This window comes from Saccharobesus litoralis, from assembly GCF_003063625.1.
Lineage (GTDB): Bacteria > Pseudomonadota > Gammaproteobacteria > Enterobacterales > Alteromonadaceae > Saccharobesus > Saccharobesus litoralis.
The window spans coordinates 1,853,810-1,866,698 of sequence record NZ_CP026604.1 but is presented as its reverse complement, the minus strand read 5'-3'; the positions used below and the strand labels follow the sequence as shown (position 1 = coordinate 1,866,698).

General features: G+C 42.2%; 12 protein-coding genes. 1 reads left to right on the top strand and 11 read right to left on the bottom strand.

Annotated elements, in window-relative coordinates; all coding sequences use genetic code 11:
- Window positions 1–91: 91 nt before the first annotated feature.
- Window positions 92–2,560 carry an alpha-amylase family protein gene (locus C2869_RS06545; RefSeq protein WP_108602191.1) on the bottom strand — a complete coding sequence of 823 codons (2,469 nt, stop codon included), beginning with the start codon at window positions 2,558–2,560 and terminating at the stop codon, window positions 92–94.
- 358 nt (window positions 2,561–2,918) lie between these two features.
- Between C2869_RS06545 and C2869_RS06540 the strand changes: the two genes are divergently transcribed.
- Window positions 2,919–3,257, top strand: coding sequence for a hypothetical protein (locus tag C2869_RS06540; protein ID WP_108602190.1), 339 nt, complete (start codon window positions 2,919–2,921; stop codon window positions 3,255–3,257).
- 197 nt (window positions 3,258–3,454) lie between these two features.
- Here the strand turns inward: C2869_RS06540 and C2869_RS06535 are convergent, their stop codons facing one another.
- From C2869_RS06535 to C2869_RS06495, 10 genes are all read right to left on the bottom strand, one after another.
- Entirely contained in the window at window positions 3,455–4,183 is a 729-nt protein-coding gene (locus C2869_RS06535) for an NRDE family protein (RefSeq protein WP_108602189.1), read from the bottom strand.
- Between the two features lie 12 nt (window positions 4,184–4,195).
- Complete coding sequence (locus tag C2869_RS06530; protein WP_108602188.1) at window positions 4,196–4,717, bottom strand: DinB family protein; 522 nt, start codon at window positions 4,715–4,717, stop codon at window positions 4,196–4,198.
- On the bottom strand, window positions 4,707–6,485 hold the full coding sequence (locus C2869_RS06525; protein WP_108602187.1) for a lysophospholipid acyltransferase family protein: 1,779 nt from the start codon (window positions 6,483–6,485) through the stop codon (window positions 4,707–4,709). Before C2869_RS06525 ends, C2869_RS06530 begins: the two co-directional genes overlap by 11 nt.
- A gap of 24 nt (window positions 6,486–6,509) precedes the next feature.
- Window positions 6,510–7,646 (bottom strand): ATP-grasp domain-containing protein, encoded by a 1,137-nt coding sequence (locus C2869_RS06520; protein WP_108602186.1) that lies wholly within the window; start codon window positions 7,644–7,646, stop codon window positions 6,510–6,512.
- Window positions 7,647–8,096: 450 nt separating this feature from the next.
- The gene (locus tag C2869_RS06515) at window positions 8,097–9,074 is read right to left on the bottom strand and encodes a phosphotransferase (RefSeq protein WP_108602185.1); all 978 of its coding nucleotides are present in this window, start codon (window positions 9,072–9,074) and stop codon (window positions 8,097–8,099) included.
- A 290-nt stretch (window positions 9,075–9,364) separates the two neighbouring features.
- Window positions 9,365–10,111 (bottom strand): DNA alkylation repair protein, encoded by a 747-nt coding sequence (locus C2869_RS06510; RefSeq protein WP_108602184.1) that lies wholly within the window; start codon window positions 10,109–10,111, stop codon window positions 9,365–9,367.
- Window positions 10,112–10,125: 14 nt separating this feature from the next.
- Window positions 10,126–10,545, bottom strand: a complete 420-nt coding sequence (locus tag C2869_RS06505; RefSeq protein ID WP_108602183.1) for a hypothetical protein — start codon at window positions 10,543–10,545, stop codon at window positions 10,126–10,128.
- 55 nt (window positions 10,546–10,600) lie between these two features.
- Entirely contained in the window at window positions 10,601–10,762 is a 162-nt protein-coding gene (locus tag C2869_RS06500) for a hypothetical protein (RefSeq protein WP_159084067.1), read from the bottom strand.
- Window positions 10,763–10,769: 7 nt separating this feature from the next.
- Entirely contained in the window at window positions 10,770–10,958 is a 189-nt protein-coding gene (locus C2869_RS22460; protein WP_159084066.1) for a hypothetical protein, read from the bottom strand.
- Between the two features lie 131 nt (window positions 10,959–11,089).
- Window positions 11,090–12,859, bottom strand: coding sequence for a sulfatase family protein (locus C2869_RS06495; RefSeq protein ID WP_228710785.1), 1,770 nt, complete (start codon window positions 12,857–12,859; stop codon window positions 11,090–11,092).
- Window positions 12,860–12,889 lie beyond the last annotated feature (30 nt).

Below are 12,889 nucleotides of genomic sequence, written 5' to 3'. Positions count from 1 at the left end.
AGAAAATTCTGCAGGGTCTGCAAACATAAATGTTCGCCTTGTATCTCTCTAATAGGCATCCCGCCTATTAGAGATAAAACGCGGTGCTAGCTTAGTTTGGCATAACCTCAAGCAGCAACACATCTTCTGATTGAATGGCAAATGACGACGGCATTGCGTTACTGGTCATCATATCGGTTATCGTAAAGCCTTGACCATTTTGCAATGACAATTGCAGTTTGGCAGTGTCATGCCCTAAGTTAAACAAAATAGCTGTATAACCGCCTTTACCATTATCCACCACACGCCAGCTCGTGGTTTTATAAGGTTTGCCATTTTCCTCTTTTACAACAACCGCAGGTAAACTAGCGGGTTTAATTGCACCTAAGGCAGCCTGTTTAATTTTATCAATATCATGCGTATTCAATACCAGTAGTTTGCCCTTACCCGCGGTTAATTGTTGCGCACGTGGTTTACCGTATTCATTAAGCGATAGCGACTTTTTAGAATCAACAATCACAGTACCACCGTTTGTTAGGTAAGACTGCAAAGTTGCAAACTCATGGTCTGTCACATATGGGGTATTGTGTACAACCACCACATCCCAATTCTTGTTATCCTGCTTTTGAATAATATTGTTTGTCACATACCCCAGTGGGAACCCTTCAAAATGCAAAGCTTCATACAGTTTATAGCCTTGCGTCATATAATCTTTGGTATTGATAGCTGTTGTTTCTGTATAGAACAATCGCACCGGTCGGCGCTGCTCACGTAACGCAATAATTTCTTCAGAAAAGCTGTTCATATCGAACATAACTTGAGTGTACTCATTGCTCACATGCGGTTGCATATTGTTAGAGCCAGCGTAAGCTCCCGCTAAACCTGGGTCAAAAAAGTTTAGTTCGCCTTCTAATCTATCTTCTGGTGAACCATCAGGATCACGCGCCCAGAACCAAGCCATGTTGGCGTCCATTCCACCTAGTGTTGCTAACCAGTAAACACTACGTACATAACTGGTGCGTGTGTCTAAATCGCGCCATTGACCCGAAGATAAAAAGTGTGACTCGGAGTTGACGTTAATTTTGTCTGGCGCTACCGACTCCATAAAGTCGTGGAACATGCTGACACCACTCCAATAATAAGCGTAGCGTTCTAACCATTTTGATGACTTACTCGGACGGATATTTTTACTGCCCAATGATTTAGCATCATGACCAACCATAGTAGTTAATTCAGCTAAAGCTTCGGTATCAATGCCACCCGATCGCGAGTTTTCCATAAACATGCGCGGCATAATTTTGATATGCGTATCGGCATCTGGATTGACCGCATGCAATTCATCTTGCATAAACTTGAACCACTCGGTACCACGGTCCATATTGTAACGCATCCAGTCGTACCATTGCGCTGTGCCCAGTAACGCTTTATCCATAGGTATTGCAACTTGAACATGGGTAAAGCTAGCAAATGCACTGCCCCAATTACGGTTTAGCTCGGTAATATCACCACTGTATTTAGCGTTTAACCAGTTTTGAAATTTTTTCACTGTGTAAGACGACAACTCGGTCATTTCGTGAAATCTGGCTGTCCAATGGTCTTTTTCTGAAAACCAATGCGGTTCGTTCGCCAATACAAAACCTAATTCAGTCACTTTTTTGCCCTTGGTTAAGCGGCCGGTTTCACGAATAATTTTCCCCCAAACTTCACGTGCCAATGGATTGTCGACATCAAAACCCGTAAATAGCGAGCGACCTTTACGCACCTCTGGTTCTCTTTGCTCAACCCACTCAGGAATGCCCATAATCCAATAAACTAAAAAGCCAATATTGGTGTCAGGAATGCGGGTTAATTCTTCCATCAGTTGCTGATCAAATGTGCCATCTTCTTTGAGCAAAAATGAGTTGATCGCTCGGTCATGATCAACTGGGTATAAATCTTCACCGCCATGGTACAATGCCCCGAGATGATCGTTATAAATATCAGTATTCGTTAACGGTTGGCCAACCGTTTTAGAAAAGTAATCGTACGGAAAAATCGGCTTGCCATTGCTAACAAACATATTGTCACCGGCTTTGGTATTTTGCCAATCCACTTTACGAACTGGACGACGCTTGATTTCGCCGCGCAACTCTTGCCCTAAAACACCGATCCCTTTATCGACAATTTCAATCACTTTTTGCCGTTCAAATGTCGGTAAATCGGCAGCCAATTGTTTTTTATTGGCCGCGTAATAACGCTCATAACCGAATGCGGCTTCAATTGCTTCGGGGTTGGCTTCATCCCAATTAGCAAACTTTAAAAACTGCTTGGCAAACCACACAATGGTTTCTTCACGGGTAACGTCTATGTTTTTAGCCTTGGCTGTTTCCATCATGCTTAATAGCTGCTCAATTTTCCCGCGAGCTTCTCGCTCTAATGGGCTAATTGGCGCACTGTTAGCGTTCTGGGTTTGGCCTGATTCCATTGATGCCTCAGCCGACTTAGGCTCGATGTTTTTAGTGCTACTCGAACCGCTACCATTGCACGCACTTAATAGCAGCAAAGCTGAAGCGACAGAGGCTCCAAGTAAATGACGTTTCATGTGTTATCCCATTGTTGTGATTGCCATCGAAATGGCGAGTTATGCTTGTGTATTTTAGTTGTTATGTGAGTGCAGAATGGCTAAACACTACAACCACCAAATAATACATATATAAACATCATATGTATATAAAGTACATTTAGGTTAACACTTCTTTAACTTTACCTATATATGAACGACATCCGAGATCATAATAAAAACAGGGTTAAGGGTAATCTTCTCGGTTTATTTTAAAGGGTTGATCGCAGGGCTTGTTTTCAGTAGCCTACGAGGTAAGTAAAATTTAAGCTTTGTTAATGCGGACGGGGGAAATAGGGTTCGTCCGGTTGATTGGCTGTCATATACCTACGGAGAACTCATGGAATTACTTCAAATAAAAAAAATATTGGAAGAATACAGGCAACAGTTCGAGGAAGCTTTCAAATTAGTCGATGGAGCCAACAAAAATCTGAAACTGTGTTCAGAAAAATACTCACAATTAAAAACAAATATTGGTGAACACTTAAAGGAATTGGAAAAAAGAGAACGCAAAGGACAGTTAAATGTACATGAACAAAGCTTTTTACTGCCAGCTATCAGTGAAGTCTCAATGCATTGCGAAGCGCGAGTAGGTTCAACAAACATTTTCGACTTAAGTTCTTCACTTTATGATGGTCAAGACTATTTAAATCATTATCTTAGCCAGCTAGGCGTATAATGATATTAAATTAGTCATCCGTTAAAAAGTGATGCTTAAAACGGAAACTTTTAACGGTGCGACTCGCTTCGCTCGGGGCTCTCGACATCCATTTAACGTTTCAATATAGACCCTTGGGGGGGCCGAAGTCGGACGACTCCCGCCGCTTCCAACCATCACCAACCTGCCAATCATCACCAACCAGAACAAAAATCAATTCACAGCGAAGCGAAAGCTCGGGCAAATTCTGGTTGGCGCAGATACCGTAAAAAATAAGATTGAGCGCCTAAGTCAATTTGGCAAATACTTTTGGTGTGGGACAAGTCGCGCGACATTAGCACGCTTTCACTTTCAAGACCTTTAGTTTGCACTAAATGAAAATGTTCTAAAATAAACTCGGCAGTTGTTTTACTTGTGTGCTTCAAAAATTGCGTAAATTGATGGTGCCGATAATTAAACGTGACCTCGGGTGCGACAGAAGACGATGTCAGCATAAAGGGTAAGTCAGATGCATGCTGTTGCAAGACTGGCTTTTGTTGTGGGTTACGGTGGCTAAGTTGCCACAATTCCTGACCATCGGTAAACATTAAATCAAATGCCGGGTACCCACTAAAATCGTTTGTCTCTATTTGTTGTATCACATGCGGTAAACTGGCGCATTTAAGCAAATGCGGAATAATGTCACCTCGGCTACGTTTGACTGCTTCGGGTATCGATTGGTTTTCAGCGTCTTGATAGCGGTTAAGCAAGGCTAAGCATAAGCCAGCGGTGTTATAGCCAAACCAAGTTCCGCCTGCTTGTTTATCGATAGGATAATAGACTTGCAAAGAACCTTGCTGATAACTGAGCGTCGTGATCTTATCTCCTTCGGGACGCTCTCGCCTTTCATCACGATTCATAGTGACAATAGCGCCCGAAGATTGCGGTAACCAAGTATAGGTACACATAGCTTGTCTCAACTATTCACTTAACTGGCGTTGGTAAGTCAGCGTACTGGGTGCAACCCCAATATTCTCAGGAAAATAAATACCCTTTTGCTTGGCTAATAACGCCATGTAGGCTGCGTGATGAATAGTATGATTAATTAAATACAAGAGTTCACGCTCTATGCTTGAGCTAAACGCGTAAGTTTGCATGTCACTGCAATCAATTTCAGACATCACAGTGACCTTGGTTTTAACACTAATCTGTATACTGGCTAATTTGCGCTGTAAGGCTCGGATATGTTCACGTGCCAAATGAATATCGGTTTCAATCGGGCTATCACGATGACGGGTGTTGTAATCAATACAAGGTTCAGATGTAAAAACAGTACCGCCACAAGCGCTTAAAAACGCCAGATAATGATCGCTAATATGCCGAACATGGCGCCCTAATGACAACTCAGCATAGTATTTGCGTTGCTCGGCAGGTAAATCAGCCATGACTTGCAAGCAGCTTTCGATTTGATCCAATACATTGACGGCATGGCTAAGCAGCATCTTGCAATCCCCATTTTATTTTAAATTGCTCAGCGCCCTGTTTGCCTAAATAACGTTTTACATATTTGTCTGGCGCGCAACGTAAATCAACCGTAATAAGGCCATCAAGCGAATTATTAAAACTGGAATTAACCGTAAACGAAATAAATTTGCCGTTTAGCGCTAAATAGTGGCGAATAAGCACAGGTACAGTTTTGCCAGCGTCTAGCCGACCAATTAATTTATTAATAATGGGGATCTCGGCCATGGATTGCAGTAAGGCATCACTCCAAGGTTTATAATTGTTTTTCAAAGGCTTGCGCGGCTTAACCAGTTTAGTTACCGCTTTATCTGTCGCGTAATGATAGGCAAACGTGTCGGCGAGTAAACTACGCGCCATTTGCGAATATTGCGACGAAATGCTGACACAACCAAAAATGGTATGGTATTGCGGGTTTTTAACCATATAAGCACCAATGCCTTTCCATAACATGTCTAGCGCGCGTGGGTGTTTTTGATATTCAGGCACAATAAAAGAGCGGCCAACCTCAACCGAGTTTTGCAACTTGGCAATAAAGCTAGGATCATAGTTATACAAGGAATTGCTGTATAACCGTTTAACACCATGTTGATTGATCAACTCATCGACCTTAGCCATGCGATAGCCACCAACGACAGTGTGAGCTTGCTTGTCCCATACCCATAAATGCCAGTAATAAGGGTCAAAGCCATCGCTATCTAATTCTTTGCCTGTTCCTTCATCGACAGCGCGAAAGGTTAATTCTCGGCTAATGCTAATTTGCTGCATCACGCAGCCCATTTTTGCATGCGGCGCACAGTAAACCGCAAAATCGCCTTGCTCGACCAATAAATACTCATCTAATTGCTGATGATGGGCGATAAGTTTTTCACGATTGGCATTGCCTTTAATACTGCTAACTTGCCGAGTTTTCGGTTTATGCGGCTTGCTTTGTAATGATTCACAACATAAACGCAAAAAGTCTGTATGAGCGCGACCATCACGCAAACTTGCCACTTCTTGCGCTGTAATGGTGTTACCGATACGAATAGGCATGCGTATGCCTTTATTAGCCAACATGGCTCGTAACAAAAACACGGTTCGTAAACGCTTATGGATCAGCCCTGAGACATAAAACGGAATGTTGTTTTTCGCTTCAACAAAAATAGGCGTGCAATCTACTTGATGTTTACGTTGCAACTTAGCCACCAATTCATGCCAAGGTGCGTCGCTAATTTTCATTTGCGACAGCTTTAATTCTGATACCGTACCCGCAGGAAATATCAATACCGCGCCGCCCGCTTTTAAATGCTGATTAATCGCGCGGATCCCTTTGGCATTCTCGCGCTGCTTGTTGGGGTTTAATACATCAACCCCAACAAATAAGTGCTTAAACTCAGGAAACGCTAATAACAACTCGTTGGTTAATACTTTTAGATCTGGCCGGAGCTTTAACAAATATTGGGTTAATAACATACCGTCTAATCCACCTAACGGATGATTGGCCACAAATAATTGCGCACCTGTCGGTTTAATTGCACAAGGTGCTTCGTTAAGAACCACAGTGCCAGCATTGAGCCGCCCCAAGGTATAATCCAAAAATTCACTGCCAATTTGTGGGTTATCAAGGCTGCGTTGCGGTAGGTCATTTTCAAGCCAATCTTGATACCATTGTTTAACCACGTGTAAGCGAGTTGCCCGTTCAACTAGCCACTTGAGCCATGAGGAGCGAAAAGCGAAATCCAGCGGGTTATTTAAAGATTGGCTCATACCAACGTCCTTGCTTTTTTATGGTTAGTCTGTGGTTGGGTAATAACGGGCTAAGCGTTTTTCAATCGCTAAATGCTTAAACAATTTGCCAATACCTGGGGTTTTAAAACCACGGCGGCGCTGATAAGCCCCTATTTTGTATAGCGTGCGGTATTGCCACATTAAGGTTTTAACCGCCTCTAAAAACGACGTGTTTTTGTCCCAAATATGAATAGACTCTGCACTTGCGCCATTTATCTCGACAATTTGCAGGTTTTCACCTCGTTTTAAACTGTCTAAGTCAGGGTATTTAACATCAAGGCGGCCATAATAAAATTCGGGTAACCCCGTCATTATCAACTCAATGCGTTGTTCAAGCTCTGGGGTGATATGCGCTCTAGCATCGGTAAACACCGCGCCACGGCAATGACTAGCAGAAAAGACTAAGCGCACAACCTCGCCTAACGGGATCACTTGTTGCCAGCGCTTTGGATGACGCTCTTGATACAAATGGGTTAGCTTGCTAGCACGCGGATCTAACAAGACTAATTCTTCTAATGTTAACTCGCCGTTACCCATTACAGTTGGGCTGTCTTTAAAGGTCAAGGAAACCACTTTACCTTGGGTTTGATTAGGCATTTTGACATAAAACACGCCCACTTCAGGTTCATAATCCGCCAATTTTTGCAGTAATAACGATGTGCCACGCGGGTAACTGGCAATAACCTCTGCCAGTTGTTGGCTATTTTTAACCAGTTTAACCCCAGATCCGCGACAACCAATATCTGGCTTACATACCAAGGGAAAATCTAAAGCTTGCTGTTTAACCAAAGGCATAATATCAGCCACTTGTTCTGCAGCGGGTTGGTTAGTGACAAGAAACTGATACCAATCCAAAATCGCCTGTTGGCATTCATTTTGTGCTTGCATCATCAATTCACTTTTCGCCACCCCAACCATACCGGAAATAGTTAATTTAGGGTTGGCCAGTAAAGGCAATGACAATGATCGATAGCGCACCGCCAATATCATAGTTTGGATAATCACTGGCAGATACATAACCCAAGTAGGCCAAAACTCAAAAAAGGAGGTGACCTTTTCTGATGACAAGTTTGCTGGCAAATCGGCTGAAGAATTTGCTGAGGATTTCGTGCTCACATTGGCCGTTGGTTGTTCATTCATAAAAGTGATCTTATTGATCTTAGTTATTGATCTTAGTATTGAGTTTGCAGTTGATTCGTTGCCACTTTCTAACTTCTCAAGATAGACCCAGTCACCAGTAACGTCGAATAACTTTTTGAACCATAGTCATAATAAGACCGAATATTTATAGAATTATTTCAATCACTTGCTCACATGGCCTGATTTGATCAATTTCGCCCAGAATGCTGACGTAAGGTAGGGTTATAAACTATATAGTCAAAGCGATCAGGTTTTAGGGGCAGCTTCCGCATCCTGCTCACGCTAAGTACTTACATCCATGTAAGCAAAGCCGTCAAGCTTCGAGACCCCATGAGCATATGCTCTACTATGTGATTGGGGCTGCCTAAAGGGATTTAGGTAGTAGGACGACGCAGGAGCCAAAGTCGAGAGTAAGCGCCGACAATGAACCATAAGACCTGAGCGAGAAGACTATAGAACGCGATCTAACCCCTGTTGCGCTTTTTGCAACATATAGTCGCCTATTTTCCAACTTTTGGGGTTCCAACCTAACAAAAATCGATAAAAATCAGCCCAAGCAACGGGGTACAACAACTCGGTTTCTGCTTGTAACGCACTAAAATCTATAGTTTTGCCATAAGTGTTTAGGGCTTGTTGTAAATACTTAAGATACTCGGGCACAATTAAGCGATCATATTCCATTAACTTGTCTTGCTTTAAACAACTGCCCACCAAGTAAGCCAGATCACGTACCCCAGACCCCAATCCTACGTATTGAAAATCAATCGCCGCCACTAGCTCTCCATCAGTATGAAAACACAAGTTGGCAAACTTAGCATCGCCATGCAGCAAAGTTGGAAATTTGACTTGTTGCAATAGCGTATCTAGCGCACCCGCATAAGTTTTGAAAACATTATCTGGCATGGCCGCTAATTCATCTTGCCGCGTGGCTAAATGCCAATACGTCCCCATTGGCCATAAATCAAAGCTGGGCCCATCGTTTACTTCTTTCATAAACCTTGCGTGAAAATAAGCTAACCACTTAATGGCTCGCGATAAGTCATGCCATGTCGCAAAGTCTTTGCGCTCGCTATAACCCAGCGCATCTAAGTCTTCCATCACTAATAAGGTAAAGTCGTCAGTCGCTTTACAGGCGAGTAATTGTGGTACTTTGCAGTCAAAACTAACCCATTTCGCATAGTGCAAATAAAAATTAGCCTCAACTTGATACGACTTAAGTTTGCGCTGATGACTGGCTGATGTATTCCAGCCTCGCGGGTGACGAGTCGCGTTAGCCGGTGCTATCGCTTTAACAATATAACTTGCTTGCTGCTGTGCTGAATAGCAACGAACAATTTGTCCATAACCACTCCAAAGCGATTGCACTTGTTCGCCTAGCGTGACACTGTCATCGTTAAGCAAGGCTTTTATTTCAGCTAAAATTTCCATTTCGGTTTCGGTTTCGGTTTCGGTTTCGGTTTCGGTTTCGGTTTCGGTTTCGGACGATAATTTATCGATTAACTATAGTCAAAGCGATCAGGTTTTAGGGGCAGCTTTCGCAGGAAAGACGGTACTTTTTTAACCATTAAATACTACCTACTAATCCGCAATTTTATTCGCCTTTTGGTTAGCTTGAGATAATTAATATTTGTGTAGAGTAAGCGCTGACATTGAACCATAAAGCCTGAGCGAGAAGACTATATCGAGTCATTGTGAGAAAATACCGAGATATTAATGCACTATAAAGACAAAATAGCTTTTCGTTGCTGCGGGTCTAACTTCTCAATGGCGTAACGTATTGTCGAGCGTGGCATGTTGGCAATATTACTTTCTAAATAATTGATGACTTTTTGTGGGTGATGCTGGGCAGTGACTTTTAATAGCCAACCAACGCCTTTTTGCACAAATTCATCATCGTCATTTAACAGCACATCACAGTTATTAAACACCAATGCCGTATCTAAACAGTAAACCGCTTTACCTATTTTACGTTGAATAAATTTAACCCAAACCACGCAGCTCGCGCGCCGGCACCAAGGGCTTGGCGATAATGTCCAATGTTGAGTGCGGGGTATTAAATGAGGCCGAGCTAAAAAGAATTGGTAAATGGTTTTAATACATAAATCATCAACATGGGCCCAATTAGACGCATAGTTTTCTAGCCAAAACTGAAAACGTTCTAACAAGCTGTCGTCAAACGACTTTTTGACAAACTTATTAATTAAGCCAAATGCAACCAACACCTCTTCGCTGTATTCGGCTTGAGCTAAAACCCCTTCGCAGATCGCCAACCAATCTTGCGCGCTAAGATTTGGGTGTTCAACTTGCAAAATGCTGATAATCGTTTTGATATCAGCTGCATTCGCCCCTATACAATGAATACCCGCGGGAAAATAACGCTGACTGGCAATGGCCTTTTCAACTGTCGCCAGCTTGTTTAAATCAGCTTTGACTCTTGCAATGTAATACGAATTAGGCTGCGTCATACCATTACATACCGTTAAGGCTTTTTGACCTTTTTACAACCTTGAGCATTACAGCGAAAATCCGGCTGTTTATTTGATTTAGTACTATGTACCCTAACCAAAAGACGTTGGCCTACGTAAGGTTTAATATTTTTAGGCGAATACTTCCACTTGGTAAAAGCTTTAATGGAGTTTTCCGTTAATTGGCTTGAGTTGGGATGACTGGAATCAACAAACTTAACCTCTGTTATCTTGGCTGATTGAGCATTGTCAAACTCAAAAGCCAGATCAACCCAAACCGCTTGCTGATAGTTAATGCCCGATACTAAGCGAGGCTGCACTTTTATTACAGGGTTAACTGGTAACTTAACTAAAATGCTTGTGTCTGGTTCAACTTGGGTCGATTGGCAAGCCATTAACACTAAGCTAAACAACAGGGCAACAATGGTTTTCATAAATGTTCTCAATTTTTAATTATCCTTAAATATGTCGATTTTAGCCGAATAAATTTTAATGTACTTCTGACCAAACCTGTTCTTTAAACGAATAAACTAGCTTGCGTTCACCTCCTGTCGCTTGGGCATTGGCGTCGCCTTTAACATAGACTGGAAATGTCCAAGCAATACCTTGGTCCGTTACTTGATAAGCATCTCTACCACGATAGCCTTGCATTAAATGTTTAGGCCTTGGAATGTCGATTTTCTGCCATTTTCTTACGACCACAGTTTTGCTCGCCTCGACCCGTTCTGACATAAATATCGTAAGGATTAACCTGATGATGGATCAACTGCGGATAAGTCGTTTTACAATAGCTAGAAAGCGAGGTAAACAACAAGCAGCTAGCGGCAATTGCCAGTTTGAACTTCATAAAACTACTATTAAAAAATCAATATCCAACAGTAACTTAACGTAAAACAATCAAACTAGCGACAGTTTTTATACAAACAATGCCAATCAAAAACTGATTGACATTGTTACTCAAATATCAGGCAAATAAATTTAGTGCTTCGCTTTGTTTTTGCTATTTTTCCAATTTTTGGTTCGCTCAATCATTTGTTGATCAAGCTCAGGGGAATCTTTGTATTGGATCCTTAAGTCGCGCAGTTGTTGTTTAAGTTTTGCTAATTGATCGCGATAGCTAGCATCATGATAAACATTATTTACTTCCTTTGGATCACGCTGTAAGTCATATAACTCCCATTCATCAACGTCATGATAAAAGTGGATCAACTTGTAACGTTTAGTCATGATGGCATAGTGGCGTTTAACCGCATGCGCGCCCGGAAATTCGTAATAGTGATAGTAAACCCCTTCACGCTGCCATTTATGCGTTTGGCCAGTTAACAAAGGTAAAAAGCTTTGCCCCTGCATATCTTCTGGCTGTTTTAGTCCCGCCGCATCAAGAAACGTTTGAGCGTAATCTAAATTTTGCACTAACTCATCTGACACTTGCCCCGGTTTTATCTTTTGCGGCCAACGAATAACCAAAGGTGTTTTCATGGATTCTTGGTAAGCAAAGCGTTTGTCGTACCAACCATGCTCACCTAAATAAAACCCTTGATCAGAGGTATAGACAACTATGGTGTTGTCGGCTAAACCCGCCTCGTCTAAATAATCGAGCACCCGACCAATATTGTCATCGACTGACGAAATCGTCGCTAAGTAATCTTGCATATAGCGCTGGTATTTCCAGATGGTTTTTTCTCGTTCAGTCATATTTGGCCAATTTTCATTGTAGTCTTTGGCTATTTGGCTTAGAACTTTTTCATATTGCGCTTTTTGAGCTGGCGTTGCGCGGTTAGTGTACTGACGTTCAAATACTTTAATGTTATCCCACGGGTTTACATAAGGCTCGTAACGCGGATCGTATCTGTCTGGCGATACTTTCGTGTCTTTAACGGGTAATAAATGTTTGCGCAATGTCATTTCTGCACTTTTTGCCGCAGCTCCTCGTGTTGCATAGTCATCAAATAACGTGTCTGGAATGGGATATTGCTTACCATAAAATTCGGCAAATTTATCTGCGCGTGGCCACCAAGAGCGATGTGGGGCTTTGTGCAAATAAGCCAACATAAAAGGTTTTGACTCATCTCTATTGTGCTTCAACCAGTTTAAGGTTTCATCTGTGATGATATCTGTCACATACCCTTGCTTGCGCACCGTGCCCTGTTTGGTAATAAAGTCAGGGTTAATATAATCGCCTTGCCCCGGCAAAATCATAAAATCATCAACCCCTTTGGGATTATTACCAAAGTGCAACTTACCAAACATAGCGGTTTGATAACCATTACGTTGTAACAATTGCGGAAAGGTGATCTGCGTACTATCAAACGGCATACGGTTATCTATTTTGCCGTTTATATGAGTATGTTTACCCGTCAGTATGGTGGCGCGTGATGGCGCACAAATCGAATTGGTTACGCTAGCATTAGTAAAGCGAATACCTTGCTTAGCAATGCGGTCGATATTAGGTGTTTGGATCAAGTTAGAACCATAAGCACTTATCGCTTGATAAGCATGGTCGTCTGACATGATAAACAATATATTAGGCCGTTGCTGTGTGTTGACTTTTGCAGGGCTAGATTGACCTGCATTAGACGCTAAAACACTAGATGGAGAAGATACCCCTTGGTTTCCGCCCTCCTTGATTGCATGTTGGGTACCGATATTGGATTGGTTAGATTGATTAGATTGGCAAGCGCCAAGCAGGCTAATCAAGCCTAAGCATAAACTCAAATAACCCAACATTGATAACAATGAGCGCAACATAATCTTTTCCTTTATAAAATGACAACTATT